At 62.9% G+C, this 25,524-nt stretch carries 29 protein-coding genes; 16 read left to right on the top strand and 13 right to left on the bottom strand.

Going from position 1 to position 25,524, the window contains the following annotated elements; genetic code table 11:
- Positions 1 to 56 precede the first annotated feature (56 nt).
- The 5 genes from ACIPY3_RS09480 (at position 57) to ACIPY3_RS09460 (ending at position 5,133) form a co-directional block, all read left to right on the top strand.
- The gene (locus tag ACIPY3_RS09480; RefSeq protein ID WP_400333055.1) at positions 57 to 1,439 is read left to right on the top strand and encodes an MFS transporter; all 1,383 of its coding nucleotides are present in this window, start codon (positions 57 to 59) and stop codon (positions 1,437 to 1,439) included.
- Positions 1,436 to 2,431 (top strand): agmatinase, encoded by a 996-nt coding sequence (speB, locus tag ACIPY3_RS09475; protein ID WP_400333052.1) that lies wholly within the window; start codon positions 1,436 to 1,438, stop codon positions 2,429 to 2,431. Before ACIPY3_RS09480 ends, speB begins: the two co-directional genes overlap by 4 nt.
- Positions 2,432 to 2,871: 440 nt before the next feature.
- Positions 2,872 to 3,321: a large conductance mechanosensitive channel protein MscL gene (gene mscL, locus ACIPY3_RS09470; protein WP_400333049.1), complete on the top strand. Its 450-nt coding sequence runs from the start codon at positions 2,872 to 2,874 to the stop codon at positions 3,319 to 3,321.
- 761 nt (positions 3,322 to 4,082) lie between these two features.
- On the top strand, positions 4,083 to 4,346 hold the full coding sequence (locus ACIPY3_RS09465; RefSeq protein ID WP_400333046.1) for a hypothetical protein: 264 nt from the start codon (positions 4,083 to 4,085) through the stop codon (positions 4,344 to 4,346).
- A 181-nt stretch (positions 4,347 to 4,527) separates the two neighbouring features.
- Positions 4,528 to 5,133: a T6SS immunity protein Tdi1 domain-containing protein gene (locus ACIPY3_RS09460; protein ID WP_400333043.1), complete on the top strand. Its 606-nt coding sequence runs from the start codon at positions 4,528 to 4,530 to the stop codon at positions 5,131 to 5,133.
- A gap of 82 nt (positions 5,134 to 5,215) precedes the next feature.
- On the opposite strand, the gene ACIPY3_RS09455 is transcribed toward ACIPY3_RS09460, so the two are convergent.
- Positions 5,216 to 5,734 (bottom strand): hypothetical protein, encoded by a 519-nt coding sequence (locus ACIPY3_RS09455; protein WP_400333040.1) that lies wholly within the window; start codon positions 5,732 to 5,734, stop codon positions 5,216 to 5,218.
- 309 nt (positions 5,735 to 6,043) lie between these two features.
- Here ACIPY3_RS09455 and ACIPY3_RS09450 point away from each other — a divergent pair, with 309 nt between their 5' ends.
- Positions 6,044 to 6,445 carry a hypothetical protein gene (locus ACIPY3_RS09450; protein WP_400333037.1) on the top strand — a complete coding sequence of 134 codons (402 nt, stop codon included), beginning with the start codon at positions 6,044 to 6,046 and terminating at the stop codon, positions 6,443 to 6,445.
- Positions 6,446 to 6,555: 110 nt separating this feature from the next.
- Positions 6,556 to 6,978 (top strand): hypothetical protein, encoded by a 423-nt coding sequence (locus tag ACIPY3_RS09445; protein WP_400333035.1) that lies wholly within the window; start codon positions 6,556 to 6,558, stop codon positions 6,976 to 6,978.
- 114 nt (positions 6,979 to 7,092) lie between these two features.
- On the opposite strand, the gene ACIPY3_RS09440 is transcribed toward ACIPY3_RS09445, so the two are convergent.
- Positions 7,093 to 7,791 carry a hypothetical protein gene (locus tag ACIPY3_RS09440; protein ID WP_400333032.1) on the bottom strand — a complete coding sequence of 233 codons (699 nt, stop codon included), beginning with the start codon at positions 7,789 to 7,791 and terminating at the stop codon, positions 7,093 to 7,095.
- A 949-nt stretch (positions 7,792 to 8,740) separates the two neighbouring features.
- Here ACIPY3_RS09440 and ACIPY3_RS09435 point away from each other — a divergent pair.
- From ACIPY3_RS09435 to ACIPY3_RS09410, 6 genes are all read left to right on the top strand, one after another.
- Entirely contained in the window at positions 8,741 to 10,081 is a 1,341-nt protein-coding gene (locus tag ACIPY3_RS09435; protein WP_400333023.1) for an MFS transporter, read from the top strand.
- Between the two features lie 97 nt (positions 10,082 to 10,178).
- Positions 10,179 to 10,868, top strand: coding sequence for a GntR family transcriptional regulator (locus tag ACIPY3_RS09430; RefSeq protein WP_400333015.1), 690 nt, complete (start codon positions 10,179 to 10,181; stop codon positions 10,866 to 10,868).
- Positions 10,865 to 11,695, top strand: a complete 831-nt coding sequence (locus ACIPY3_RS09425) for an aspartate/glutamate racemase family protein (RefSeq protein ID WP_400333010.1) — start codon at positions 10,865 to 10,867, stop codon at positions 11,693 to 11,695. Before ACIPY3_RS09430 ends, ACIPY3_RS09425 begins: the two co-directional genes overlap by 4 nt.
- A 22-nt stretch (positions 11,696 to 11,717) precedes the next feature.
- Complete coding sequence (locus ACIPY3_RS09420; RefSeq protein ID WP_400333007.1) at positions 11,718 to 13,133, top strand: amidohydrolase family protein; 1,416 nt, start codon at positions 11,718 to 11,720, stop codon at positions 13,131 to 13,133.
- A gap of 9 nt (positions 13,134 to 13,142) precedes the next feature.
- On the top strand, positions 13,143 to 14,090 hold the full coding sequence (locus ACIPY3_RS09415) for an aspartate/glutamate racemase family protein (RefSeq protein WP_400333005.1): 948 nt from the start codon (positions 13,143 to 13,145) through the stop codon (positions 14,088 to 14,090).
- A gap of 58 nt (positions 14,091 to 14,148) precedes the next feature.
- Entirely contained in the window at positions 14,149 to 14,580 is a 432-nt protein-coding gene (locus tag ACIPY3_RS09410; RefSeq protein ID WP_400333002.1) for a hypothetical protein, read from the top strand.
- Between the two features lie 20 nt (positions 14,581 to 14,600).
- On the opposite strand, the gene ACIPY3_RS09405 is transcribed toward ACIPY3_RS09410, so the two are convergent.
- The 6 genes from ACIPY3_RS09405 to ACIPY3_RS09380 all read right to left on the bottom strand — a co-directional run bounded on the left by ACIPY3_RS09405 (position 14,601) and on the right by ACIPY3_RS09380 (position 19,388).
- Complete coding sequence (locus ACIPY3_RS09405) at positions 14,601 to 14,948, bottom strand: hypothetical protein (protein WP_400332999.1); 348 nt, start codon at positions 14,946 to 14,948, stop codon at positions 14,601 to 14,603.
- A gap of 159 nt (positions 14,949 to 15,107) precedes the next feature.
- A complete protein-coding gene (locus ACIPY3_RS09400; RefSeq protein ID WP_400332996.1) occupies positions 15,108 to 15,848 on the bottom strand; it encodes a hypothetical protein in 741 nt (246 codons plus the stop codon).
- A gap of 26 nt (positions 15,849 to 15,874) precedes the next feature.
- On the bottom strand, positions 15,875 to 18,163 hold the full coding sequence (locus tag ACIPY3_RS09395) for a hypothetical protein (protein WP_400332993.1): 2,289 nt from the start codon (positions 18,161 to 18,163) through the stop codon (positions 15,875 to 15,877).
- A 37-nt stretch (positions 18,164 to 18,200) separates the two neighbouring features.
- Complete coding sequence (locus tag ACIPY3_RS09390; RefSeq protein WP_400332990.1) at positions 18,201 to 18,719, bottom strand: DUF6507 family protein; 519 nt, start codon at positions 18,717 to 18,719, stop codon at positions 18,201 to 18,203.
- A 25-nt stretch (positions 18,720 to 18,744) separates the two neighbouring features.
- Complete coding sequence (locus ACIPY3_RS09385) at positions 18,745 to 19,044, bottom strand: pore-forming ESAT-6 family protein (RefSeq protein ID WP_400332988.1); 300 nt, start codon at positions 19,042 to 19,044, stop codon at positions 18,745 to 18,747.
- A 5-nt stretch (positions 19,045 to 19,049) separates the two neighbouring features.
- A complete protein-coding gene (locus ACIPY3_RS09380; RefSeq protein ID WP_400332986.1) occupies positions 19,050 to 19,388 on the bottom strand; it encodes a hypothetical protein in 339 nt (112 codons plus the stop codon).
- 263 nt (positions 19,389 to 19,651) lie between these two features.
- Between ACIPY3_RS09380 and ACIPY3_RS09375 the strand changes: the two genes are divergently transcribed.
- Positions 19,652 to 20,089 (top strand): Rid family hydrolase, encoded by a 438-nt coding sequence (locus ACIPY3_RS09375; RefSeq protein WP_400332983.1) that lies wholly within the window; start codon positions 19,652 to 19,654, stop codon positions 20,087 to 20,089.
- 1 nt (position 20,090) lies between these two features.
- On the opposite strand, the gene ACIPY3_RS09370 is transcribed toward ACIPY3_RS09375, so the two are convergent.
- Genes ACIPY3_RS09370 through ACIPY3_RS09360 form a run of 3 tightly spaced genes read right to left on the bottom strand, consistent with a single transcriptional unit; the run spans position 20,091 to position 22,983 of the window.
- A complete protein-coding gene (locus ACIPY3_RS09370; RefSeq protein ID WP_400332980.1) occupies positions 20,091 to 21,464 on the bottom strand; it encodes an NAD(P)(+) transhydrogenase (Re/Si-specific) subunit beta in 1,374 nt (457 codons plus the stop codon).
- Positions 21,461 to 21,790, bottom strand: coding sequence for an NAD(P) transhydrogenase subunit alpha (locus ACIPY3_RS09365; RefSeq protein ID WP_400332977.1), 330 nt, complete (start codon positions 21,788 to 21,790; stop codon positions 21,461 to 21,463). The genes ACIPY3_RS09370 and ACIPY3_RS09365 overlap by 4 nt, the downstream gene beginning before the upstream one ends.
- On the bottom strand, positions 21,790 to 22,983 hold the full coding sequence (locus ACIPY3_RS09360) for an NAD(P) transhydrogenase subunit alpha (protein WP_400333699.1): 1,194 nt from the start codon (positions 22,981 to 22,983) through the stop codon (positions 21,790 to 21,792). The genes ACIPY3_RS09365 and ACIPY3_RS09360 overlap by 1 nt, the downstream gene beginning before the upstream one ends.
- A 187-nt stretch (positions 22,984 to 23,170) precedes the next feature.
- Here ACIPY3_RS09360 and ACIPY3_RS09355 point away from each other — a divergent pair, with 187 nt between their 5' ends.
- On the top strand, positions 23,171 to 23,782 hold the full coding sequence (locus tag ACIPY3_RS09355; protein WP_400332974.1) for an NADPH-dependent FMN reductase: 612 nt from the start codon (positions 23,171 to 23,173) through the stop codon (positions 23,780 to 23,782).
- Here ACIPY3_RS09355 and ACIPY3_RS09350 read toward each other — a convergent pair.
- Both ACIPY3_RS09350 and ACIPY3_RS09345 read right to left on the bottom strand, forming a co-directional pair.
- Positions 23,779 to 24,462, bottom strand: a complete 684-nt coding sequence (locus ACIPY3_RS09350) for an HAD family hydrolase (protein WP_400332971.1) — start codon at positions 24,460 to 24,462, stop codon at positions 23,779 to 23,781. The genes ACIPY3_RS09355 and ACIPY3_RS09350 overlap by 4 nt on opposite strands.
- The gene (locus ACIPY3_RS09345; protein WP_400332967.1) at positions 24,462 to 24,728 is read right to left on the bottom strand and encodes a hypothetical protein; all 267 of its coding nucleotides are present in this window, start codon (positions 24,726 to 24,728) and stop codon (positions 24,462 to 24,464) included. The genes ACIPY3_RS09350 and ACIPY3_RS09345 overlap by 1 nt, the downstream gene beginning before the upstream one ends.
- A gap of 147 nt (positions 24,729 to 24,875) precedes the next feature.
- Between ACIPY3_RS09345 and ACIPY3_RS09340 the strand changes: the two genes are divergently transcribed.
- The gene (locus ACIPY3_RS09340) at positions 24,876 to 25,517 is read left to right on the top strand and encodes an NADPH-dependent F420 reductase (RefSeq protein WP_400332965.1); all 642 of its coding nucleotides are present in this window, start codon (positions 24,876 to 24,878) and stop codon (positions 25,515 to 25,517) included.
- The last annotated feature ends 7 nt before the right edge of the window (positions 25,518 to 25,524 follow it).

Genomic DNA, 25,524 nt, shown 5'->3' with positions numbered 1-25,524 from the left:
CTGAAACCACTAACTTCACCCGCTCAATGACGAGCATTCACGAGAGAGGGTTGGCAATGAGCGCAACCAGCAACCTCATTGATGACGCCCCACTAACCCGGTTCCACAAAAAGTTGACGTTCTTCGCGTCCGGCGGACCTTTCATCGACGGCTATGCACTGTCCATCATCGGCATCGCCCTGATTACCATGGCCCCCGGCCTGGACCTGTCCCCGGCGGAGGTTGGCCTGGTGGGCGCCGCCAGCCTGGTAGGCATCTTCTTCGGTGGCGCTGTCTTCGGATGGCTGACCGACAAGATCGGCCGGCACAAAATGTACATCGCGGACCTCATCGCGCTGGCCCTGTTCTCTGTCCTCAACGGTTTCGCCACCGATATTTGGCAGGTGGTTCTGTGCAGGTTCTTCCTGGGCATGGCCATCGGAGCGGACTACCCGATCGCAACGTCCCTGCTCGCCGAATTCCTGCCCAAGAAGCATCGTGGACGCCTCCTCGGCGCCACCTTCGTGGTCTGGGCCATCGGTGCCGCCGCAGCCTACGCAGTGGGTTACTTGTTGCGCGACGCCGGTCCGGATGCCTGGCGCTTCATGGTTGCCAGCCCGGCGGTCTTCGCCATCATCACGCTTCTGTGCCGCTTGGGCACGCCCGAATCCCCGCGATGGCTTCTCTCCCGCGGCCGCCGGGACGAGGCCGATGCCGTCATCAAGAAGGTGTACGGCTCGCAGTACGGCCTCAGCGACATCACTTCCGACAGCGAAGGACCTCAGAGGCAAGGCAGTTTCCTGGACATCTTCAGGGGCCAGTTTTGGAAGCGCACGCTCTTTGTTTCCATCTTCTGGACTGCGCAGGTCATCCCGCTCTTCGCCGTTTACACCTTTGCCCCGGATCTCCTGACGTCGTTTGGCATGCACGGCGACGCCAACCTGTACGGCGGCTCGTTCCTGATTTCCATGTTGTTTGTGGTCGGCGGCATTCCCGGCCTCTGGCTCGTGGAAAAGATCGGACGCCGAAAGCTGCTCTTGTGGACGTTCGGCATCATTGTGGTTGCCTTGGCGATTCCGGCCTTCATCCCCAACGTGGAGGCAGCACCACTCTTCATCGCCTTGGCCATCTTCGCGCTGGCCTCCGGCGCCTCCAGCTTCCTTGAAGTGGTGTATCCCAACGAGCTGTTCCCCACAGAGATCCGTGCTACGGCCGTCGGCTTCGGCACGGCGATCAGCCGGGTTGGTTCGGCAGCCAGCACCTACCTGATGCCCCTGGCCATCGTGTCGTTCGGAGCAGCCGGCTCACTGCTCATCGGCGCGATCATCTCCCTTGTGGGGCTCGTTGCCACCTTCCTCCTGGCTCCCGAAACGGCCAACAAGTCACTGCACGAGCTCACCTCCGAAAAGCAGCCTCCTGCACCATCAGACCCCAAGATCAACGAAGGATCCCTGTCATGAGCAACCACCAGCCAATCGGCCCCGTCGACGCCACTCAAGTTCCCCGCTTCGCCGGACTGGGCACGTTCGCCCGGATTCCACAACTGGACCGCGTCCCGGACTACGACATCGCCATTGTGGGCGTTCCGTTCGACGGCGGAACCTCCTTCCGCCCCGGCGCCCGCTTTGGTCCGGCCGCTGTCCGTGAAGCCTCACGACTCCTGCGCCCGGGCTACCACCCCGAACTCGACGTTGAGCCCGTCAACGAAGTCCAGGTTGTGGACGCCGGCGACATCGCCTGCACGCCCTACGACATTGGCAGGGCCGTCAAGGAGATCAAGGAGCAAGCCAGGCCCCTGATCGCCCGCGACAAAAAGCTGATCACCATCGGCGGCGACCACACCATCGCCCTTCCCATGCTGCAGGCGGTCAACGAGGTCCACGGCCCGGTGGCGCTGCTCCATTTCGATGCGCACCTGGACACCTGGGATACCTACTTCGACCAGCCCATTACACACGGGACGATCTTCCGCCGGGCCTTCGAGGAGGGGCTGCTTGTTGAGGACAAGTCAATGCATGTGGGCATCCGCGGGCCTGTGTACGACCGCAACGACTTCCTCCGGGACCATGACTTCGGATTCCAGATCATCCGCTGTTCCGACCTTGACGTCATCGGCGTCCCGGCGGCGATCGAACGGGTCAAGCAGCGGCTGGGAGATACGCCCGTCTACGTCTCCATCGACATCGATGTCCTGGACCCCTCTTACGCCCCTGGAACCGGAACGCCGGAAATGGGCGGACTGCATTCCCGCGAACTGCTTGCCCTGCTCCGCGGCCTGAACGGCATCAACATCGTGGGTGCGGACGTGGTGGAAGTGGCTCCCGCCTACGACCACGCCGATATCACGAGCGTGGCCGCCGCAACAGTCGTCTTCGATTTGCTGGCACTCATGGTTAATCGTGGAAAGGCAACCGCAGCGGAAGAACCTGCCTTGGAGGCAGCCACAGCCTGACGTATTTAGCACAGGCGTGCTGCGCCAACCGCGGCGCAACCACGACGTCGGCACCCACCAGGGTGCCGACGTCGCCCGCTGTCCGCTCCCCCCGGCCGCTGGACCGGGGCGGAGACCGCCGGGTGTGGCGGCAGCGATAGTAGGAAGTACCGGGCGCCGCCTCTGGGATAACGACGCCCGGACTCCCGGCAGGTGCCCAATGCATGCCACCCGCCATTCCCACGAGGGGTATGGCCGGATCGTCATGCGTGCGGTCCCGCCATGATTAGTAAAGTTGCTTACTATCCCTCGGCGCACGAGTAGTCGGTACTCATGTTTTTGGACGCCCGGCGGCGGGACTACGTGGTTTTCGATCAACCAGCATCGCCCCATTGATACCTGCGAGTGGTAGTTTGATCTCTGCTTGAGCCATACGCACCGTACCGATCAGAGGACATTCCATGTTTAAGGGATTCAAGGACTTCATACTCCGCGGCAACGTGATCGAACTGGCCATCGCCGTCGTCATCGGCAGTGCCTTCACCGCACTGGTTACCGCCTTCACCAACAACATCATCAACCCCGTTATCGCCGCAGCGGGCGGCGTAAACGCCGATGGCCTGGGCTTCCGGATCTGGGCCGACAACGAGGCCACGTTCGTGAACTTCGGCGCCGTGGTCACCGCCTTGGTCACCTTCATCATCACCGCCGCCGTGGTCTACTTCATCTTCGTGGCGCCCATGAACAAGATCAACGCCATGGTCAAGGACCGCCTCTCCACCGAGGAACCCGAAGAAGAGCCCATCCCCGCCGATACAGCCCTCCTGGCCGAGATCCGTGACCTGCTCAAGGAAGCCGCCGCCAACAACGGCCGCGGGCAGCGCGACCTGGACGAGGATTCAGTCCGCTAGGACGCCCGCAGCGCCTCCCTGTCGTTGCGGTCAATCCGAACGAAGCCCGGCATCCTCCATCGGAGGACGCCGGGCTTCTGCGTTTCCGCTGACGCCTACGGCCATACTCGCCTTGGAAACATCACGCGGTTACTGTCGCCCTGGCGAAACTTGTCCAGACGATGCCCGGGCGGAGGGGTTGCCTAGCACTTCGCACCTCCAACCCAAGGGGACTGTTACCTTCACTGGATGCTGTCAAACCCGACGGGACCTGGCCGACTCGGTGTGTAGCGTTTGGCGTACCTTCACCGGGCATTATTGCGGGCGGGTCACACGGGACACCCCAAACTCCTGCACCGCGACGCTGCAGATCAAAGCCGAGTTGTCCCGGCAAGGGACCGGCTTACGGGCGCTAGCTACTTTACGCGGACTGTAGGTTTGCGATGGCCTTCGCGGAGTACGTGACGGAGAATGTCGCCATGGGCGGATCTATGTACGAACGCAGGGATTCTGTACCGCACAGCTCGCTGCGTAGTCGCATGCTGGCCGAACTAGAATGTTTTGGAGCCTATGCAGTTGGCACGGACACCAAGGGAGTCGAACCTAGCAGCGTATCCGCACCTGCCATGCGTGGCATGACCGGTGCGACTGTCGTTGCACACTTCACCATCGCATCAGGACCGGGAGCCGGAGCCGACGCACCAGAGTGCTTGGCGACCTTAAAGCCCACTCACCCCGGCCCTCATCATGCAGCATTCCTTATCACTGCGCTTGCCAGTGAAATGAGCAAATTCGCCAGTACGCGGGTGCTCTCGGACCTTGCCGACACCCTCAAATCCATCACCGTCACGCAAGGCACCGCACATCACGTGAACATCGACGGCGAGCCTGCCCTTGGTTGGGCTCTACTCGCGACCGGCGCTACTGGAATAGCCTGTCAGTACCACGACCGCGTAGTCATGTGGCTTGGAACGGAGCAGGCGGTCATGCCCGGGTCGATCCGCACCACAATGGCCCTTCCGGACCAGGCGGGTCGTATCTTCTGAGTCCTGCCAGGCAGTGTGGCCGCTGTCGACGATCGCACGCATCCGACTGGCACCGTCCGGAAAAGGGTGGTTCAAACGAGGCGCCGACGTCCGCTTGGGGATCGGCTTAGGTGCAGCGGACCAACCACAAGGTGGCCTTGAGGTTGGGCCGTTCACCGATTTTATGGGGCATGATGTTGCCATGCTCGAGATCTTCGGTGAGAGGTTCAACGTCACGGATGGAATCCCCGGGTCTCCTGAGAGCGTGGGGAACAACGTTGCCTACTTATTCGGCCGCTATGGCGGCTGCACGTTCAATGGCGGCCTATACCGGGTGCATTCGACAGAATCATTTCGCAAAGCATCGACGATGGTGGCTGAGGCCTACCCGGAGTTCGGCTTTCCACTCATCCCTTTCGGCTTCGATTGGTTGGGCCGTCAGTTTGTCCTTGACCTGCGAAGTGGCGAGGTGGATCCCGAAATACTCCTTCTGGAACCGGGAACGGGTGAGGCGTTAGAGATCCCAAGGAAGTTCTCGACCTATCACGACGACGAGTTGGTCCGGGATCCGGAACCGAGCCTATGTGTGAGCTTCTTCAATGAATGGAAGTCTGAGAACCCTGCAGACTTGGCTTTCGACCAGTGTGTCGGCTACAAAGTACCTTTATTCCTCGGCGGCCCAGACTACGTCCACAACCTTGAGGTCAACGACATTGAAGTTTACTGGTCACTGATGGGCGAGCTCCGTCTCGCTACGATGAACCTCGCTCCTGGCACGCCGATAAGCGGGATCGAAATCGGTGAATAACGCTTCAGCACGGCCCCGTTATGCCGGTAGAAATTGCAGTAATGCGTCCGGTTAGGGATCGGCTATCGGGCGTTGGTTCATTTCAGTCATCTGAAGCGACAATGACGTGAAGCGTGCTGAGAACCCGATCAATCACAATGTACTCGTGGAAACCCAGGCTGCCGGTGACGAAGCCGTAGTCATGTTCTGCTTCACGCGGGGGATTTTGCAGCTTCCGGACAGAACCTGAGTCCAAGAGCGAATAGATGGTTCCCAACCGTTGAATGGCATCGGCAGGTTGGGAGAACTCCGGGTCCGTCCAATCTTGGTCATTTGCCCAGACATCGATCTCGGCTCTCGCAGCTTCGGCCGTCGATGCCTGGAACAGACCCGGATGGATGGCATCAATCCTCCACCGCCCGTGGATTCCCCATGCGCGGACTTCCGTTGCCGGAGGAAAGGGGGATGCATAGTCGTGCTGGTACCCGGGGCTCTGTATCAAGCTCTCGAGAATGGACTGCTCGTCCTGGCCCGGATCGATGAGGAAATGCGTCAGGGCGACCCACATAAAAGTACCGGGCCCTAGATGGACGGTGTCATCTCCAACAAGGGGCAACGTCATTGCTCAAATGTATTTCAGGATTCGGTGGCTGGGCGGTTGGCGACGCGTGCTCCAAGTAGATCGCCGCCCGGCCACTATCTCTCACCTGCCACAAGGCGATCGGCTTACGGAAGCCACCTCGGGTCTGGCAACAGATCACTTCCACTACCCCTACACGATCTGAGCGATGATTGTGCCCATGACATCGGATCTTGATTGGACGCACTTCCACAGGGCCTTTGGGGAAGACCCCGGCGCGCTCCCTGATAGCGAGGTACTCGGGAGTGCAGAACACGATTGGGATGCAGGGGACGTCCGTATGATCCAGTTATGACAGTTCCGGACCTTTCTGCAAGCCAGCGCATCCTTTTGTGGCAGGCAGTCGAGGACTACGGAGGATTATGGGAATCGCCCTGGGAACTCCGAGCGCTCTACCCGTCTGCCAGTGAAGAATCTCTAGTCGAGGTGGCAAAGAAAGTCGTCTCTGAACTCCTCACCATGGGACTTGTTGAGCTCTACTACTGCCAAGAACCTTACGGCGAAATGACGCTGCTTCCTGATGCCGAAGCCTCCGAATTGTTGAGCACCTGCGATATCTGGAAAGTTCCTCCGCCAGGGGCCATTTCGGTGCGGTTCTCGGCAACAGAAGAGGCCACCTCCGTTTTCTTCAAAAAGGACACACCTTTAACCGGAAGTCGCTCGACGAACTCCCGCCCGATAAAGGATCCTTGAGTGGGCACGACCTCTGCCTTTTAGACAGCCGGCGCGCCCGGAGTGAGCCAACTGCAATCATCGGCGGACTCGATCAATGTGGCGGTAGCATTCTGGCTATGCAGCCACTCTTGACTACTTCCATCCGGCGGTCATTTCACTGGGGAATTGTGATCATTGCCGATGCTGACTCAGGGGGCAAAATTCCGGAAGTGGAACCCGCTAAGGCTGTCTCGTCCAACGAACACGGCATTATTGCGTTGGTCCGTCATGCCCAGGACATCGACTCGTTCGAGGGCGAATTCGACTGGGCCGAAAGCCAAGTGACAATTCGGCTTCTAACCGAAGCGGAGCTTCCCAACGTGGACAGAAGCGAAGTATTCCGAGGAAGGCTAAGTGTAGCCAACGGCAGAATCACAGTTGGCGACGCCGACAGTGACGTCGAAATCCCCGCTCACCGCGGTTGGAATGAGCTCATTGTGACGGTTGCAGCCGACGGCCTTGGTGATAGTGCGCCAGACGAGCTGCGCATTGACCTCATTCCCAGCGTCTAACTGTCTCAGGCTTGATGGGTCCGTCTCACTTCGTCTCTCGCGAATCAAACGCCCGGTAACCGACCCTTTACCGGGCTGCGATGGGACGGAAAGCAAGAATCTAGCGACACGAGGCTACCAAGTGATCAGGACCCACTCGCCGGGAAGGTCGCCGTGTCCAATAGCTGTTATGGCACGTACATGAGCTTCTTGCACATCTGAGCCCTTGTAAGACCACAAGGGCTCCTCAATGAACGTGCCGTCACTTTGGTAGTCCCTGACATCCAACCCAAGCACCAAGCGACCTGAGCCTGTAAGCGCTTCGATCACGGCCGGTGCTTGGGCTGCTGGCCAACTTACTTCGCCGTTCGGATCACGCAGTGCTCCCTTTTGTAGATCTGGATGAAGAAACGAAAGGTCAGTGACTGTCACAGCTGGACCAGAAGGGTTTCGTTCACGAGCTTCTTCTCTCTGGACGTTCGCCCGCGAGTCCGTCCTCGACGGGAAAAACTGTTCGTACTGTGTCTTCATGCTTGGGCCAAGAAGAAGAACAACATCAGCATCTGGTCGCTCTGATGGCAAGGGCAGATGCTCAATGAATGAGACGGCTATGACGTTGTCAACGTCGTCCTTTACACGCCCTTCGCATGCAAGGTGAGCCTCTAGCCACGACAGAAGTTGCAGAACACGAACTGGATTGGATTCTTGCTCTGCCACAGCCCATTTGCATACTTCGGCCATCAGTAAATGAGGCAGGAGATCCCCATAGTTGTCCTCCAGAAGCTGCCGATAGATCTGTCGGAGATGCGGGTGATCAACGATCAGTTCCCGCATGAACTGCTGGGAGTCTCGCCTGCCCATACTCATCCATTACTCCCCCCACATATTGCATGCCCTTCTACCTTCCACCTTCACGATAGGGGCTGTGATGGCTGTGGTTCTTCGCTCCTTGACCTGCCCGTAAGCGGATCCTTATCCGGCAGTCAGAGTTGGGCGGAGTCCCCGATCGCTCCCGTAGTGCGGTGGGCCTCCCGGACCTGGCCTGGCTCGAACAGGCAACCACCCTCTCCAAACTACGGGCTGGACACGCACTTACCGGGTATACGCATCTTGGGCAGGTTCGATCCGAGCATATGTTGAGAAATCTGAGAATTGAAGTGGGCTTCTATCGAGCCGCCACGCCAGTGTCCGGCCAGGGATCTGATACCGGCGCGCACTGGCTGTGCAGACGACTTTGGGAATTTGTGCGGATGACTTCGGAAAATGACATGACAAAGGTCTGATGCATAAAGGCAGTGCCTTCGTGAGCGGGGTGGCCGTACAACAAGTCCAAGCTGGCGGGAATCCTGGCATACGGTCCGGCGGTTTCGGGACCTCCCCGGGCTAGCGGTATCCCAGAACTCCCGCCACACCCGCACAGCTAGACTCCCGAAAACCCGGTGCCTCCCCGGGTTTTCGCACGTTAAGAGTGAAAACCGCTAAAACAAGGGGGCGGGAGCGACCATACTCGGTCCCCTCAGTCACAATCCGTCAGAAGCATCTGTATACCAAAAGCCTTGACAGTGCTGTCCGTCACATCTAACTTTGATTTTGGGATCCCAAAACGGGATCCCAAAAGATCCAACACCGGCTGCGGCCCTGCTCCATCAACGGGCAGGAACCGCAACAGTTGCCGCCGGCACGGGTCAGGCTGCAGCGGTATCCCGCCCGGCTCATCCCCCCAAAAAAGCCCCAAAAGCCCAAAGACATTCCCATCCCGTTGACTCCTACTGAAGGAGAAGCTGTGTCTCTCGAAAACACGCAACTGGCAACCCAGGACAGCGACCAGAAACCAGGCAAGGACGGCGTGCAGCGACGCACCAACGTCCGCTGGAAGCTCTTCATCCTCTTGTTGGTCCTGGTGGCGGTCAATTACATCGACCGCGGCTCCATCTCCGTAGCCCTTCCCATCATCCAAAAAGAATTCAACCTGGCCCCCGAACTGGTGGGCCTGCTCCTCTCGGCCTTCTTCTGGACCTACGCCCTCATGCAGATCCCCGTCGGCTGGCTGATCGACAAGTTCGGTCCCCGCAAGGTGGTCACGGCTTCCTGCATCGGCTGGGGCGCGGCCACCGCGGCCTCCGGTTTTGCCGGTGGATTCCTGAGCATGTTCATTGCGCGCTTGGGCATCGGCGTCACCGAGGCGGGCGTCATGCCTGCCGGCGGCAAGCTCAACGCCATCTGGATGCACCGGAAGGAACGCGGCCGCGGAGCCACCATCCTCGACGCCGGAGCTCCCCTCGGGGCCGGCTTGGGCGGCATCCTCATCACCTGGCTGATCGCTTCCACGGGCAGCTGGCGGATGTCCTTCATCATCGCCGGCGCAGCCACCGTCCTCATGGGCCTGGCCGTCTGGTGGTACATCCGGGACAACCCGCGCCAGCACAAGGGCGTCAATGACGCCGAGGCCAGCTACATCGAAAGCTCCCACGCTGAGGAAGACGCCGAAGCCGCCCGCGAAGGTGCCCGTGGCAAGCGCGCGCTCCTCCCCTACCTGAAATTCCGTTCCTTCTGGGCCATGTGTTTCGGTTGGCTTGGCTTCAACGGCGTGTTCTACGGCCTGCTCACCTGGGGTCCGCTCTACCTGGCCCAGGCCAAGGGCTTCGACCTGAAGACCATCGGCTGGTCCACGTTCGTGATCTTCGGTGCCGGATTCGTCGGTGAAATCCTCGGAGGCGCCATCGCAGACAAGTGGCGCGCAACCGGTGCATCGGCGAACAAGGTCATGCGGACCCTGCTGGGCATCTCCAGCCTGGTGGTTGTGGGCGGACTCGTCGGCGTTACCGTCGTCCCGGACCCGATCACCGCCGTCGTTCTTCTCTCGGCAGTGCTGTTCTTCCTCCGCTGGGTTGGCCTCTTCTGGTCCATCCCGTCCATCCTGGGTGGCCGCACCAACGCCGGCGTCCTGGGCGGGGCCATGAATTTCAGCGGCAACATTGCCGGGTTCATTACCCCGATTGTGGTAGGCCTGATTGTCGGGGCCACTGGCTCCTACACCTGGGCACTGCTGTACTTCGTTGGATCGGCAGTGGTCATGGGCATCTCCGTCCTGGCGCTGGATTACAACAAGCGACTCCCGGTCTGACTCGCACTCGCCGGGCCGGCCGCGGGTCCTGAACCACCCAAGGCCGGACACCGCCGGGCCGGGCGCACGCCTTACACATCACGGAAATGGAGCTGACATGCTGACCGCAGAAGACACGAACACCACGGACCGCCCCCTCCGGGAGTCCGTCCGTGACACGCTCCGTACCCGGATTTTCGAAGGCCACTATGCGCCCGGCACCCGGCTGGTGGAGCGGGACCTTGCCGCCGAGTTCAACGTCTCCCGGCTCCCCATCCGCGAAGCTCTCCGGATGCTCCGGCAGGAAGGACTTATCCGGGACCGCTCCGGTCGCGGCTCGGAGGTCAGCGGCCTCAGCCCCAAGGACGTGGAGGACCTGTTCGACGTCCGGCAGTCCCTCGAAGTCCTGGCCTGCCGCCTTGCCGCGAAGCGCGCCACCACTGAAGACCTCCAGCACCTCGCCGGACTCCTGGACCAGGCCGAACACTTCCTGGCCAAGGGATCCATCCTGGAGGCCCACCGCGCCAACAGCGAGTTCCACGATGCCATCACCCGCATCGCCAACAACGACTTTCTCCGCTCCGCGCTCGAACCCCTCCAGGGCCGCATGCACTGGCTGTTCCGCCACGTCAGCGACCTGCCGGAACTGATCCGCGAACACCGCGAACTCTACGCGGCCATCGCCAGCGGCGACGACGACCGCGCAGCCGCCCAATCGGCGTCGCACATTGGCAAGTACCGCGAGCAGTTCCCGGAGGACTACAGCGCCACCGAGCCCCAACCCAGAAACGCACGGAAGAAGCCATGAAACTCCTGGTCATCAACCCCAACATCAGCGACGACGTCACAGCCCTCATCGAGGCTGAGGCACTCCGCTCCGCGAGCGCAAGCACTGAACTGATCGTCCGGACCGCCGGGCACGGCATGGAATACATCGAGACCCGCTTCGAGTCGCTTATTGCGGCGGGCGCGGTGGCCGAGCTGATCGCGGAATACGCTTCGGTTCGGGAAACAGCGCACGACGGCGGCACTCCAGCCGCGGACGCAGCTGCAGGTTCCGCTGTGGACGGTGTCGTCGTGGCCGCGTTCGGCGACCCCGGCATGCCCGCCCTCAAGGAGCTCGTGGACGTACCGGTCATCGGCATCACCGAGGCCGCTCTCTGCGCCGCTGCGCTGCAGGGCCAGCGTTTCTCCATCATCGCCATCTCGGATCGCATCCAGGCCTGGTACCGCGACTGCGTGGAACGCTTCGGCTTCAGTAGCCGGCTCGCTTCCATCCGTTCCATCAACCAATCCCTCAACTCAATCGGCTCCGTGCAGGCCGATTTCAAGGAAACCCTCCTGGCACTGAGCCGGCAGGCCGTCGCGGAGGACGGTGCCGACGTCGTGATCCTGGCCGGTGCGCCGCTCGCTGGACTGGCCCGCGAGCTCGACGGCCAGATCCCGGTTCCGGTGGTGGATGGCATTTCCGCCGGTATCCGCATGGCCGAGGCCGTGGTTTCGCTGCAGTCCGGCGCCCACCGCGGCGGCTCGTTCGCGGCCCCGCCCGTAAAAGCGCGACGCGGGCTCTCCGAAAACCTCGGCGCCGCCCTGGCCGCTGCTCAGTCGGCCCAGCTTTCCGCCGTCGCAAACTAGCCCAACACAAAGGAGGACGACGATGTCCCAACTCCCAGACCTCGTGATCGCCAATGGCACGGTGGTGAACAGTTTCGGGCGGCAGGCCGCCCATGTAATCGTCGACGGCGGCAAGGTCACCGGCCTGCTCGACGCCACCGAGCCCGTACCCGCAGCTGTCCGGACCGTCGATGCAGCAGGCAAGCTGGTCATCCCCGGCGGCGTGGACGGACACTGCCACGTTGCCCAGGTGACCGGGCGGTTCCGCACCCTGGACGATTACGCCATCACCTCCACCGCCGCGCTGTGGGGCGGAACCACCACCATCATCGACTTCGGCATCCCCCGCGATGCGCAGGAAACCCCACTCGATGCCGTCTTCAACAAGAAGCGCCTCGCCGAAGAATCCCGGTGCGATGTTGCCCTGCACGGCTCCGTGATCTCGTGGGACGAGACGGTGCCCTGGCAACTGGAGCAACTGGCTGCCGAGGGTGTGCGCTCGGTGAAGATGTACACCACCAACCGCGGCTCCACGATGGCTGACAACGACACCATCCTGAAGGTCATGCGGGAAATGGTCCGGCTGGACGGGCTCACCTACATCCACGCCGAGCACGACGCCATCATCACCGACTGCACCGAAGAGCATGCGGCGGACGGCCTGATCGGGATCGAACACCTGCACCGTACCCGGCCTGAGCTCGCCGAGGAGATCTCCGTGAAGGAGACGCTCGCCATGGCCGAGTACACCGGGGCACCCGTGTATTTCGTGCACCAATCCACCCCCGGCGCCGTTGACTTGGTCACCGAAGCCCGCGAGCGCGGCCTGGAAGCCTACTCCGAGACATGTCCGCACTACCTCACCCTCGATGACACCGTCTATGGCTCGACGTTCCCGGAGTGGTACGCCTGCTGCCCGCCGATGCGGAGCGCCGAAACCGTAGCCGCCTTGAGGGAAAGCCTCGCTGCCGGCGCCATTCACACCGTTTCCTCGGACCACTCCTGCTACGACCTCTCGCAGAAACGCGAGCGCACCGACGACGTCCGTTTCATGCCGCACGGCCTGCCCGGCGTCGAGACCCGGATGCCCGTCACGTTTACTGCCCTGGTCACGGAGTCCGGTGGTTCGGTGGAGGACTTCGTTGAGGTCTTCTCCGCCGGCCCTGCCCGGATCAACGCGCTCCCTTTCAAGGGTGCGGTTGCGGAGGGCTTCGACGGGGATCTTGTAGTTTTCGATCCCGCCACCCAACAAACAGTCGACGGCGGTGCGCTGCACATGGGGACTGACTTCTCACCTTTCGAAGGGAAGACGTTGAACGGTTGGCCCGCCGTCGTGGTTTCAGCTGGACGGGTGGTCCTCGACGCCGATGGCTTCCACGATCCGGGGCCCGTGGGCCGCTTCGTTCGCCGGAACGGCTTCACCGAGCACCAGTCAGTCCCTGTTCCTGCTATTGCCTAGGAGTTCTTGATGCCTACTATCGACCGGCCGACCCGCATCGGCATGATCGTGCCGTCCTCCAACACTTGCCTTGAGCCGCAGACCTACCGGATCCTGGGGGACCGGCGAGACGTCACTATCCACTCAACCCGCATCCCGGTGACGCGGATCGCCCTGGATGACTCCTCGGACAAGCAGTTCGACTCAACCGTTATGCGTGCCGCCGCCGAACTCCTGGCCACCGCCAACGTGGACGTCATCGCATGGAACGGAACCTCTGGATCTTGGCTCGGAGCCGCCCACGACCATGCGATGGTCCAGGAGATCACCGAAGCCACCGGCATCCCCGCCACCACCTCTACGCTTGCCTACCTGTCCGCGTTTGAAGAGTTCGGGACGGAACGGATCGGGCTGTTCACGCCCTACACCTCGGACGTTAATGACGCAGTGATCGCCTCATACGCCCGTGAGGGAATCAAGACCATCGACCACCGGCACCTGGACCTCAGCGACAACGAGTCCTTTGCCCGGGTGACCGACTCGGAGATGCTGCCGGGCTCGCTCGAACTCGCTGCAGCCCAGCCCGATGCCCTGGTTTACCTCTGCACCAACCTGTACGGAGCCAACATCACGGCGGAGGTGGAGGCCCGCACCGGAGTACCCGTTCTCGATTCCGTGGCGGTCACCCTCTGGCACGCCTTGAGCTGGCGGGCGCACCCTTGCTGGACCCCAAGTGGGGGCGGCTGCTGGGGTAGCTTCGCGGCAGTTCCCTGGACGGGCTCGTGTCGCATTGCGTCGCGAGCCCGCCGTCGTGCGAATATTTGTCCACCATTCGCATTCTTCCCACGGGGGACCCATGTCCGAAAACACTCACTCCAGCGCGCCCGAAACCGCTGGCAACAACAACGCACCCGAGCCGCAATACGGGGTTCGGGTTCCCGAAGGGGCCGCACCGGGTGTTCCCGCCTGGCATCCTGAAGCTGCCGAGGCCCAGGCGGGCCACGCCTCCTACGTCCCCGCGACACCACGCGAGGACGTGGGCCGCGGAACCATCTTCGCCCTGGCCGCGCTGCCTATCGGCGTCATCCTCTGGATGGTCATCTGGAGCCTCGGCTGGATGTCCTCCTTCGTCACCTTCGCGGCAGCGTTCATGGCGGCCAAGTTCTACGTCACAGGCGCAGGGGCCTTGAGCCGGAAGGGCGTCTGGATCGTGGCAGGCATTACCGTGGTCACAGCCCTGCTGTCATTCCTTGGCGGAGTTTGGCTGGACGCCGTCCAGTTCCTCGGCCGCGAACCCATGGCCATGGTGTTCGATTCCGAGCCATGGGCCCTCATGGCCGACAACTTCGCTTACAACCCGGACTTCGTCAGCAATTACATGAAGGACTTCCTGCTCGCACTGCTGTTTGGAGCGCTCGGATGCTTCTTCACGCTGCGCCGGTTGTTCGCGGACACTAAGGCGTCGTAGCGCGGCGGGACGCCTTCGGGTTACTCCTTGTCGATCAGGTCCAGGAGTTTGCCCAGGGCGTCCCGGATGTCGTCGTGGTCGTATTGCCCGGCGCGGCTTTCGGCCGAGATCACCCCGCAGCGGTGGACTATCCTGAAGTCGCCGATCGGGAAGTTGTAGTGGCCTTTTTGGTCGTCCGGATGCTCGTCATCGACGCCGAGATACCACTTGCCGTACTCAGCGAAGTCGTGTTTCTCCAGGAACGCGTTCTCTTCCTTGGTTGAGGGAGCGTGTTCACTCCAGTCATCGCGCTCGTCTTTGGCGGCCTTTCCATCGCGGATCAACTTCTTGGCGTGGTCGAAGGCCTTCTTGTTGAGTTTCACTGTCACTCTGCACCTTTCTCTACAGCGCCATACACCGCCCGCAGGACTTCTGGTCAGGGCGTCTTGGCGTCCCCATCAGCAGCGTCTTCTGCAGTTTGTACATGAAACCATGGAGTCCACGAGATGCAGTGCAGAGCGAAGCCTGGTGGCGATCTCCCTTGGGAGTCAGTTTGGAGCCTTCCGGGCTCCTGCAGTGACTGCCCTGAATTCGCGTTGGTACGCGAGGACTGCGTCGAGCGTCCAATCCTTGAGGACCGCGAGTGTTCCGTTTTGAAGTGGACGTAGGTCCACGAGGGGGCTGGGCGGAAGAGTGTATCCGGAGCCGTTAGCCATGTACGTCAAAACTCCCACCGGCGGATACCAGAGGGGGTGGTTTTCGCTCTGCTTAGTAACTTCGTATCCGAAAACGCCTCCACGGATGGGACTCCAAATGTCGACAAGGGATGCGACGCATTCGGTTATTGCTTCTCGTCCGGAAACCAGGGCTTCATTCAACTCCAATTCGAACGAGTTCCTCGATCCGGGTTGGTCCTCTCCGTCTGAGACAGAGAAGCTGAATGGGCAGAGGCTTCTGTCCGACCCTGCAAGGAAGCCGAGCACCGAGAGGTAGTAACCCCAACTCGGGTAGAAGTTGCCCGCATCATCCTTGCGGGCGCCGTCTCCGACCCTTAATTCCATTTCGTGAACGGAGCGAGGTATTGCTTCTTTCGTCGCCGCACTGCGTCCGGGGTACAAAACGTCAACCCACTCGATTGGCCTGGCATCCAGGTGCTCCAAGGCGCTCAAGGTCGACAGAATCCTCCCGGCAATTTCTGCAGGGCGCGCGGGCCGTCCGCCCAGCAGGAAATCTAGGTCAATGTCATCGAGTTTGGGGTCGAAGTAGGACTTCGCGGCTCGTTCAGGCACACCGGCTCCTGGTAGTTGGGTTTGGTCTAGGCTTCAAGCGGTACGTACTTAACAACAAAAGAGACGGTGGACTTCTCCTTCGCCATCGATTTGCGCAGTGCTTTGTCCAGCATCTCAGCGAATTCAGGATTGTGGGTGAAGACCCATTCGAGTTGGCTGCCCGGTGCTTTTGCTTCCAACATTGCTAGCTGCTTGCGGGCCGTCTCGACCCAGTACTTCAACGCCGCTTGGGGCGCTAGGTTGCGGAGGTACTGTCCATTGAAGATCCCTTTGTGGATCAGATCGTAGTTGCCTTTGATTTCTTGGAAGATCTCCAGAGGTGGGCGTCCTCGCCAGAGGTGTCCGTCGAAGGCGATCGACTTCTTATCACCGCGGGCGCTGATGGAGTTCATGACATATTCCAGAAGGTTGCCTTTTGGCCCCGTAGACGTGACTCCTGTTGCGAAGATTTGGTCGGACACACCATGGGAGTTTCGTGCGACGGGTTCTTGCCAGGTGCCGGGGCCGCCGTCGGTGTCGCCGATGGTGGGTTGGAGGTCGGGGTGGCGTCCGGGGAGGGTGTGGTCGCCGAGGCGTTGGTCGTAGGTGCCGGGCGGTCCGGGCGGCTTTGCTGGAGAGGCGGTCGGTGGGGCGTGTTCTGCTGCTGGTGGGGGCGATTCAGGGCTTTGATGGGCACCGGATGTGTCTGGCCCGGTGTGTGAGCCGCCGGGTGGTTCCGGGTGGGTGTGCGGGACGCCGACGGGGTCGGTGGTGGTGGGGTTGAGGCGTTGGTTCAGGCGGGCCCTGTCGATGGGGCTGGGGTTGGGTCCGGTTTCGGGGGCGGGGGTGTTCCTGGCCCGGTTCTTGATGTCGTCGCTCCAGCGGCCTTGGGACGGTGTCCGGGTCGCCGGGGTTGGGCCGGGTGTGGGGTTGGTGTGGTGTTCGTTGAGCCAGCGGGTGGCCGGACCAGGCCGACCAGTACCGGCAGAGGCAACCCCTGGTGTGGTCGTTCCTGTGGGTATCCCTGCGGTGGCTGGGGCGGGGTTGTTGTAGTCCTCGATGGTTCTACCTACGGTGGTCAGGAATTCCTGGACGCGGGCGATGCCCGTGTCGAGGTTCTTCGCCCACTCGGCGGCCGTGGCGGATCCGAGCACGGCGCTGGATTTAGTGGCCGTGGTCCCGAGCGCGGCAGCGGCTTCCTCCGGCACGGCCGTTCCCGCCGCACCGGCACCGGCACCGGCACCGGCTTCGGTGATCGTCGTTGTTTTGCTGATTGTGGTGGGTAGGCCGCGGAGCCGATTGGTGAGGGCCGTGATGCGGGCCTCGAGGGTGAGGCCGCCACCGGCGCCCCCTGTTGCTGCGGTGGCCAGGTCGAAAGCGGTTTGTCCGCCGGCGCGCCAGTAATCGGTGGCCCATTCATCGGCGTGCACGGTTTCCCGGATCGCAGCGGCGGCGGTCAGGAGCGCTTCGATATCGCCCTCGTCCATGTCCGTGAAGCCCCGGTCGATCACGGCTTTGGACCGGAACACCGCAGCACCCAACGCCCCCACACCTTGCCAGGCCTGTGCTTGCTGGGTTTTGTCTTTCGTTCCGAACAGCGTGTACAGGCCCTGGACCGCCCCGACGGCGGCGGTCCCGAAACCCTGCACCGCGGACAGGCGGCCCTCGTGCCGGATGGACACCGCCGGCCCCCAGGGCAGGTCAGGGACCACCGCGTCGGTGCCCAACTGGTGCTGCAGCCAACTGAACCCGTTCGCGACCTGGTCCGTGGAGGCGAACACGCGCCGACGCGGGACCTCCACCGGGGTGTAGCCGGGCCCGTGCGTCAGGGCGGAGAGTTCGTTCGCGCATTGGGTGTCCGAGTCCAGGATCGCCTGGGCGAGCCCGGACGCGGAGGACATGAGTTGTTGGTGGGTGTCCACGATCTGGGCCTTCGAGTGCCAGTCATCGTTGGCCAGGATCACCGCGTCCAGCGCCTGCACCTCAGCCCGCAAACCAGTGATGCGGCGCTTGAAGTCCCTCGCCCGGTCCGCGTATCCGTACAAGGCCCGGGCCGCGGCCCCGGTCAGGTCCTTCACCCTGGCCGCTTTGGCCAGGGCCGGGGTGAACGCGCCGAGTACTTGTTCGGCGTCCGGGGTCCGGTAGAACGCCCGGAGACCGGCCCAGTTCCGGGCCGCGTCCTGCACCCCGTTATGGAACCCGACCCCGGCAAAGATCATCGACTGGACCTGGGCGTCCAACACCTCCGGATCAGGCAACGGCGGCAACGCGTCCACATTGATCCCCGACCCACCACCACCGGACGGGACACACACCTGCGTGAAATCCCCACTCATTCCCAAACTCCCGTCAAACGAAAGACGACGTCACAGCTCATGGCAGCTTCCACCGCGGACCGCCCCCGCCGGCTCCCGAAGGCTGGGCGCCGGCGTCGGGGAACGGCGACCCGCCCCGGCCGGCACCGGAAGGCTGGGCACCGGCGCCGCGGAATGGCCACCCGATGCCGGCACCAGCGGGGTCGGTGCCTGGTTCGATGCCTTGGGCGGCTGCCAGGCCGGTGCCGAGGGCCGGGCCGGTCCCGGCCGCTATCAGGGCGCTCTTCTGCGCGATGGTGGCCATGGCCTGGTCCCCGGCCACGTAATGCCCCACCGCCTCCGTCGTCCCGGACAAGGCCGCGCCCGCGGAGAGCACGGCCCCGGTGAGGTCAGGGCTCAGCCCGTCCTCGGCGAACACGCCCAACGCCTGCACCACCACCGTCGAGGGGACCGCCCCTGCGACCCCCTCCAGCGCGGCACCGAGGCTCTTGACCGGGGTCTGCAACCCCGTCACGGCCTTCGAGGCCGCGGCCAGCACCCCGTGGGTGCCGGGCACGTCGATATCCCACACAGCCATCCCAGAAACCGCCAAGGAACGGGGGTTAGCCGATGCCTTGCACGGCGTTCCGTGCAGCTGACACCGCGGTGGTGGCCGTGTCGTCGGTTTGGGCGAGGGTGGAGCGGACCAGCGCAACGATGGCCCGGACTTCGGAGGCGGCGGAGGTCCACCGGGCTTCGACTGCCTGGTATTCGGCGTCGACGCCGTCGGCGCGGAAGTCGGCCATGGCGTGGTTCACGTCCTGCTGCCGGGCGGTGATGAGGTTCTCCAACTGCGCAGCCAGGGCTTGGATGTCGGATTGGACCTGGGCGGAGACGTTCGTGTCGTAAGCAATGCGGCTCATGATGGCTAGGCCCTTCCCTGGAAGCGTGCGGCATCGAAGTTCGCGGAGCCCTCTGAGCGGCGGGCCGTATCGGAGGCGGCCTGGTCGCCTTGGGCGAAGGCGGTGTCCATCCCGGACTGGCCCTGGACGATCGCACCCAGCGCCGTGTTCAACTCCGAAGCCACCACATCCGAGCGGCTCTTGAACGAATCGAACGCGGCCTTGCCCGCACCGCTGAACTTCCCCTCCAACGGGGTCACGGCGTCCACGAACCGGCGCACCAACGCCCCCAGGTCCTGATGCGAAGCATCCGTTTGCTTACCCAGGGTGGCGAGCGTCTGCGCGCCCAGATCAAAAACAGCCATACAAAAGGCCCCCAATAGCCCTCGAAACAAACCCACCAACCAGTGGGTGCCCGCGACCGGAAATGACCGCGCAACCGGGGACATTGTGAACACACGAAAATGCCTCTAGGTGGCGAAAAAGGCTCTCCCTAGACCCAAACGAGGGAAATTAGGTAGTCAAAACCCAAAATTAGGTGCTGAGAAAAATCATCTAGGTGGTCGCCGGAAACCGGCAGACTACTATGACGCCAGAACCCACGCGACCATCCAGCAAGGAGACAACCATGGCGAATGCCATCGACCTCATTCGATCAGCGCATCTCAGTTCGGCTGCCCAGTACGCGTACGCCTCGACGGTTCCGACCGGCATGCGGCTCATTTTCCTGGCTGGCTCCTGCCCGCTGAACGAAGACGGAACCACCGCCGGCGTTGGGGACTACCGCTTGCAAGCAGATAAGGCGATCGAAAACATGGTGGTTGCTTTGGAAGCCGCCGGGGCAGGGATCAAGGATGTCGTCGCCACCAGGGTGTTGGTGGCATCGTCCCAGCAATCCGACCTGGTCTGCGCCTGGAACGTGGTCCGCGAAGCGTTCGCCGACCATGACGTCCCCAGCACCCTCTTGGGAGTCACCGTGTTGGGATATCCGGACCAGCTCGTGGAAATTGAAGCGACCGCAGCCGTGCACGACAAAAAAGGGTACGAAGGACCGGAAGGGCGCTGAGCTACAGCGCCTTCACGGCACCCAGGACTTTGGTCAGCGAATCCTTCGCATCTCCGAACAGCAGCGTGGTCTGCGGCTCATACAGCAGGTCGTTCTCGATGCCAGCGAATCCGGGGCGCATGGAGCGTTTGAGGAACACCACTTGGCGGGCGTCGGCGACCTCCAGGATCGGCATGCCGTAGATGGGCGAACCGGACGTGGTTTTCGCGGCAGGGTTCACCACGTCGTTGGCGCCCACCACCAAGGCGACGTCGGCCGTCTTGAATTCGGAGTTGATGTCACCCATTTCCTTCAATGATTCGTACGGCACGTTCGCTTCGGCCAGCAGCACGTTCATGTGCCCGGGCATGCGTCCGGCCACGGGGTGGATGGCGAAATCGACTTCGGTCCCGCGCGATTCCAACGCCAACGCAAGCTCGGCCGCCGTGTGCTGGCCTTGGGCCACCGCCAAGCCGTATCCAGGGACGATGATCACCCGCTGCGCGTAGCCCAGGAGCACCGCCACGTCCTCTGCGCTCGACGAGCGCACGGGTCGTTCGCTCACGGCGGTGGATCCCGCCGTCGAACCTCCCTTGAAGGCGCCGAACAGGATACCTGCCACGCTGCGTCCCATCGCAGCTGCCATAGCCCGGGTAAGGATGGTACCCGAGGCGCCCACCAGCGTTCCGGCGACTACCAGCAGCACATTTCCCAGCACCAGCCCGGAGGCCGCCACCGCCAGGCCGGTGAACGCGTTCAAGAGGGAGATGACAATCGGCACGTCGGCACCGCCAACCGGCAGCACCAGCAGGACGCCAACCACTAGTCCCAGTGCCAAGAGGACAACCGCCCACCCCGGAGCACCGGCCAGGACCACCACTACCCCAGCGGCGAGTGCCGCGAGCAATACCAGCGCCATGAGCACGGGGAGTCCCGGGAAGAGCACGGGCCGCGTGGTCATGAGCCCTTGGAGCTTGGCAAACGTGACAGCCGAACCGGCGAACGACACCGCACCCACCAGCAGGGTGAAAACAATGGCGAGCCGCACCCAGGCATCCTCGGTGTGGGGCAGCTCCAGCAGGGCGACCAACGCTGCCGCTCCGCCGCCTACACCGTTGAACAGCGCCACAAGTTGCGGCATTTGCGTCATCTGGACACGCCTGGCCACGGGCGCAGCGACTCCGGCACCAACCACGATCGCGCCAAGGATCCACGGAACGTTGTCCAGTTTCACGGAGACAAACACGGTGACCACGGCCAACAACGCGCCAAACGCACCAATGAGGTTGCCCCTTCGGGCAGACTTGGGCGAGCTCAGCCCTTTCAATGCGAGGATGAAACAGGCGGCCGCCGCTAGGTACAGAAGGGCCGTCCAGGTTGGGTTCAGGAGCGTCACGGCTGACTCTCCCCTGCTGCTTTGTCGGCTTTGACGTCCGACGGCGGCCGCTGCTTTCCGCGGAACATCTCCAGCATGCGGTCGGTCACCACAAAGCCGCCCACAAGGTTGGCGGTGGCGAGGACCACCGCGAGGAGTGCCACCACCAGTACCCACGGCTCGGACGCCTGGCCGGCCACGATGATGGCACCCACCAGGATGATCCCGTGGATCGCGTTCGCCCCGGACATCAGCGGCGTGTGCAGGGTGCTGGATACCTTGGAGACGACCTCGAATCCCACAAACACCGCCAGCACGGTGATCGTCAGCAGGCTCATGCCATCCATCAGTGCGCTCCTTCTGTCCCGTGGGTTGAAGCTTCAGCGGCCGTCTCCCCGGCGAGCGCAGCGAGTGCCTCCGCCGTGGGCGCATGCCGGATGACGCCGTCGTGCGTTAGGCAGGTGCCCGCCACTACCTCATCGGAAAAGTCGGGGGCGACCACGCCGTCCTTGGTCATCAGGGCGATGAGGTTGGCGACGTTCTTGGCGTAGAGCCGGGACGCGTCGGCGGGCATGGCGGACGCGGGGTCCTTGAGGCCCACCAGGGTAATGGTGCCTTGGCCGTCGGCGGTTGGAATGTGGAGGTCCTGCCCTGGAATGACGCCCTCGACGTTGCCTCCGGACTCCGCCGCGAGGTCCACCACCACCGAACCCGCACGCATGCCCTGGACCATCTCGCGGCTCACCAACAGCGGCGCTCTCCTGCCCGGGACAGCCGCGGTGGTGATGAGGACATCTGCTTGGGCCACATGCGGCGCCAAGAGCGCGCGCTGCAGGGCACCCCGGTCCGCACTGAGTTCGCGGGCGTATCCGCCGGAAGCTTCGGCCGTTTCGAGGTCGAGCTTGATGAACGTGCCGCCCATGGACGCGACTTCGTCGGCCGAGGCAGGCCGGATGTCGTTCGCGGACACGCGGGCGCCGAGGCGCTTGGCTGTTCCGATGGCCTGCAACCCGGCCACACCGGCCCCAAGAACCAGCACGCGGGCCGGCGGGATGGTTCCGGCGGCCGTCATATAGAGCGGGAAGAAACGCGGCAGGCGCATTGCGGCCTCAAGCACACAACGGTACCCAGCCACGAGCGCCTGGGACGTGAGCGCATCCATGGACTGGGCCCGCGAAATACGGGGAACCAGTTCCAGGGCAAACGAAGTGATGCCACCTGTGGCGAGCGCCCGGACAGTAGGCAACTCCGACGACGGCGACCCCAACCCCACGGTGACGGCTCCCCGGCGGAGGGCTCCCGCCGTCGTCGGGTCCAAGGGGCGAACGTGGCAGTAAATATCGAGTGTGCCGAGATCCAGGGAGGGAACCAAAGTGGCGCCGGCGGCACGGTAATCATCGTCGCTGTGGCCGGACGCGACACCGGCTCCTGACTCGACCTCCACAGCCAGGCCCAAGGCCACCAATTGCTTGACCGTTTCCGGTGTGGCCGCCACCCGCCGCTCGCCGTCGAGCGTCTCGCGTGCTATGCCTGCTTTCACCCGCCACCCCTTCCAGGAACCGGCCCAGAACTCAGTTGCCACGAGTTTATGCACGTGGGAGGGGCTGCGGTAGTAGGGGGCTGCGCTATGTGCGCAACTGAATTAGGGTCGAACGTGAGCCGGGGCAACCAGCCTCCGCACCGTCGTCGAGCCGGCTCCGGCCGTGCCGTCGGGAAGGAACGCCGCCATGGACACATTCAAGATCGGCTATTTCGTAGGAAGCCTCTCAAGCACCTCCATCAACCGGACCCTCTCCAAGGCGCTGATCAGCGTAGCGCCGCCCGAACTCGAATTCCATGAGATCGAAATCAAGGACCTGCCACTGTACAGCTCCGACTACGACGCTGATTTCCCGCCCGCAGGCAAGGCGCTGAAGGACGCGATCGCCGCGTCGGACGGCATCCTGTTCGTCTCCCCCGAGTACAACCGCTCCATCCCCGGGGCACTGAAGAACGCCATCGACTGGGGTTCACGCCCTTGGGGCACCAACTCCTTCGCGCGGAAGCCCACGGGCATCATCGGCGCTTCGCCGGGCGGCATCGGCACCGCGGTGATGCAGTCGTCCATGCGCAGCGTCCTGAGCTTCCTCGACGCGCCGCAACTGAACGCGCCTGAAGCGTACATCCGCTTCGTCGCAGACGCTTACGACGCCGATGGGACAGTTAAGGACGAAGGCACGGCGGCGCTGTTGCGGCACTACATGGAGGAATACAGCGCTTTCGTCCAGCGCGTGCTGGCCGCCAACGCACCCGGCCACATTGGCGACCAGGAACCTGACGCCAACAAGCTGAACCGCTAGCCACCACTCCCTGTAGCCAACCCGCCCAGCGCACTGCGCTCGAGATTCTCCAGGAGGTGCCGCGGATTTCGGTAGACTTCCGCGGCACCGGCCTCCCGGAGTTCCGCTTCACTGATTCCTCCGCACGTCATGGCGATGGCGGGAACACCGATGCTGGAAGCCGCCTTGACGTCCCACACCGCATCACCCACGAACACCACGTCCTCGGGGCGCAATTCCAGCTTCTCCAAGCAGGCCACCAGGATGTCCGGCGCGGGCTTGCTCTCCTCTGCATCATTGGAGCTGGTCCACTGATCAATGGAAGACCCGGCGTCCAGGACACGAAGACTCACGTCCAGGTCACGTTGCTGGGCGGAGGAAGCCAGCCCAACGGCAAGGCCAGCGTCGGAGCAGGCGGCGAGGAGGTCCCGTGCGGCATCGAAGGCGCGGAGTGCCGGCCAAAACGTCGAGAACACCGCCCCGTGGCTCGATTTCAAGGATTCCAGCAACTCGTCGGAGCAATCCGCAACCAAGTGCCTGACCAGCTTGTCCCCACCCATGCCCACGCAACGGTGGATATCGGAGACCTGGATGTCCAAGCCCTCACGACGGAACGCCTGCCACCATGCGAGCGCATGGAAATAGCTCGAATCGATGAGGGTTCCGTCAACGTCGAAGAGTACGCCTTTGCGCTTTGCCATCACCGCATCTCCACCTGCTCCGGAGCCGGCCCAGCGAGTGCCCGGTCCATCATGAATTCCTCGGATTCCAGCAGCGCGTACCGATCCGCCGAACCCTGGCGCAGCAGCCCCGTCCCCGCCACTTCACGGAGGCCCTCCACGGCCTGTACCGCTTCGTCCACCGATGCGTAACGCCTGGACAGGCCCATCAGCGAGTCATCACCATCCACCATCAGCACGCGGTAGCCCCCATCGGGCGCGTCAACCAATTCCAAATGTCCAGTCATCCCAACCCCCTCGTTCCTGACAGCCCACCTGCTTAGTAAGATTACTTAGTATATATCCGGAATGCAGGGCACCGGACGCCCCGACCTCACGGGGACATATTGCGTAACGCTGGAAATACGCGCCTGCAACTTCTTGTTGCACCCAGCATGACAACAATCGGAATCATCGGTGCAGGACATATTGGCAGCCAGGTTGCGCGCAAGGCCGTGGAGCTGGGCTACGACGTCGTGATCAGCAATTCACGGGGTCCGGAAACCTTGGCGGATCTCGTCGCCGAACTGGGGCCGCGCGCCCGGGCTGCGACGGCAGGTGAGGCAGCAGCGGCGGGCGATTTCGCCGTCGTGACCGTTCCCCTCAAGGCCTACCAGGACATCCCGGTCGAGCCGCTCGAAGGCAAGGTCGTGATCGACACCAACAACTACTACTGGGAGCGCGACGGCCGCATCCCCGAACTCGACAAGGGCGAGGCCACCACGTCCGGGCTGCTCCAGAAGCACCTCCCCACCTCCAAGGTGGCCAAGGGCTTCAACCACATCTTCGCGAAGGACATCACCACCGACGGAACACCTGCCGGCACGGAAAACCGCCGCGCACTCGCCACAGCCAGCGACTTCCCGGAGGCCGCGGAGCTGGTCACCAGGCTGTACGACGAATTCGGTTTTGACACCGTCAACGTCGGAACCCTCGATGAGAGCTGGCGCGTCGAGCGCGACCGCCCCGCGTATGTCATCCGGCAGAACGCCGTCGAGCTCCGGGACAACCTGGCCAAGGCGACCCGAACAGTCTGAGAAACAG

The sequence above is a fragment of the Paenarthrobacter sp. NPDC089714 genome, from assembly GCF_044748905.1.
Lineage (GTDB): Bacteria > Actinomycetota > Actinomycetes > Actinomycetales > Micrococcaceae > Arthrobacter.
The sequence above is the reverse complement of the archived record's forward strand: the minus strand, read 5'-3'. Positions and strand labels throughout refer to the sequence as shown.

What these genes read in the sequence shown, in the direction of transcription:
- ACIPY3_RS09455 (WP_400333040.1), bottom strand. Translation starts at nt 5,734, where the DNA reads ATGACGTTGCCCCTTGTTGGAGATGACACCGTCCATCTAGGGCCCGGT.
- ACIPY3_RS09465 (WP_400333046.1), top strand. Translation starts at nt 4,083, where the DNA reads ATGAGCAAATTCGCCAGTACGCGGGTGCTCTCGGACCTTGCCGACACC.
- ACIPY3_RS09355 (WP_400332974.1), top strand. Translation starts at nt 23,171, where the DNA reads ATGGACACATTCAAGATCGGCTATTTCGTAGGAAGCCTCTCAAGCACC.
- ACIPY3_RS09450 (WP_400333037.1), top strand. Translation starts at nt 6,044, where the DNA reads ATGACAGTTCCGGACCTTTCTGCAAGCCAGCGCATCCTTTTGTGGCAG.
- ACIPY3_RS09345 (WP_400332967.1), bottom strand. Translation starts at nt 24,728, where the DNA reads ATGACTGGACATTTGGAATTGGTTGACGCGCCCGATGGGGGCTACCGC.
- ACIPY3_RS09365 (WP_400332977.1), bottom strand. Translation starts at nt 21,790, where the DNA reads ATGGATGGCATGAGCCTGCTGACGATCACCGTGCTGGCGGTGTTTGTG.
- mscL (WP_400333049.1), top strand. Translation starts at nt 2,872, where the DNA reads ATGTTTAAGGGATTCAAGGACTTCATACTCCGCGGCAACGTGATCGAA.
- ACIPY3_RS09390 (WP_400332990.1), bottom strand. Translation starts at nt 18,719, where the DNA reads ATGGCTGTGTGGGATATCGACGTGCCCGGCACCCACGGGGTGCTGGCC.
- ACIPY3_RS09395 (WP_400332993.1), bottom strand. Translation starts at nt 18,163, where the DNA reads ATGAGTGGGGATTTCACGCAGGTGTGTGTCCCGTCCGGTGGTGGTGGG.
- ACIPY3_RS09460 (WP_400333043.1), top strand. Translation starts at nt 4,528, where the DNA reads ATGCTCGAGATCTTCGGTGAGAGGTTCAACGTCACGGATGGAATCCCC.
- ACIPY3_RS09480 (WP_400333055.1), top strand. Translation starts at nt 57, where the DNA reads ATGAGCGCAACCAGCAACCTCATTGATGACGCCCCACTAACCCGGTTC.
- ACIPY3_RS09440 (WP_400333032.1), bottom strand. Translation starts at nt 7,791, where the DNA reads ATGCGGGAACTGATCGTTGATCACCCGCATCTCCGACAGATCTATCGG.
- ACIPY3_RS09415 (WP_400333005.1), top strand. Translation starts at nt 13,143, where the DNA reads ATGCCTACTATCGACCGGCCGACCCGCATCGGCATGATCGTGCCGTCC.
- ACIPY3_RS09380 (WP_400332986.1), bottom strand. Translation starts at nt 19,388, where the DNA reads ATGGCTGTTTTTGATCTGGGCGCGCAGACGCTCGCCACCCTGGGTAAG.
- ACIPY3_RS09420 (WP_400333007.1), top strand. Translation starts at nt 11,718, where the DNA reads ATGTCCCAACTCCCAGACCTCGTGATCGCCAATGGCACGGTGGTGAAC.
- speB (WP_400333052.1), top strand. Translation starts at nt 1,436, where the DNA reads ATGAGCAACCACCAGCCAATCGGCCCCGTCGACGCCACTCAAGTTCCC.
- ACIPY3_RS09430 (WP_400333015.1), top strand. Translation starts at nt 10,179, where the DNA reads ATGCTGACCGCAGAAGACACGAACACCACGGACCGCCCCCTCCGGGAG.
- ACIPY3_RS09385 (WP_400332988.1), bottom strand. Translation starts at nt 19,044, where the DNA reads ATGAGCCGCATTGCTTACGACACGAACGTCTCCGCCCAGGTCCAATCC.
- ACIPY3_RS09375 (WP_400332983.1), top strand. Translation starts at nt 19,652, where the DNA reads ATGGCGAATGCCATCGACCTCATTCGATCAGCGCATCTCAGTTCGGCT.
- ACIPY3_RS09340 (WP_400332965.1), top strand. Translation starts at nt 24,876, where the DNA reads ATGACAACAATCGGAATCATCGGTGCAGGACATATTGGCAGCCAGGTT.
- ACIPY3_RS09350 (WP_400332971.1), bottom strand. Translation starts at nt 24,462, where the DNA reads ATGGCAAAGCGCAAAGGCGTACTCTTCGACGTTGACGGAACCCTCATC.
- ACIPY3_RS09425 (WP_400333010.1), top strand. Translation starts at nt 10,865, where the DNA reads ATGAAACTCCTGGTCATCAACCCCAACATCAGCGACGACGTCACAGCC.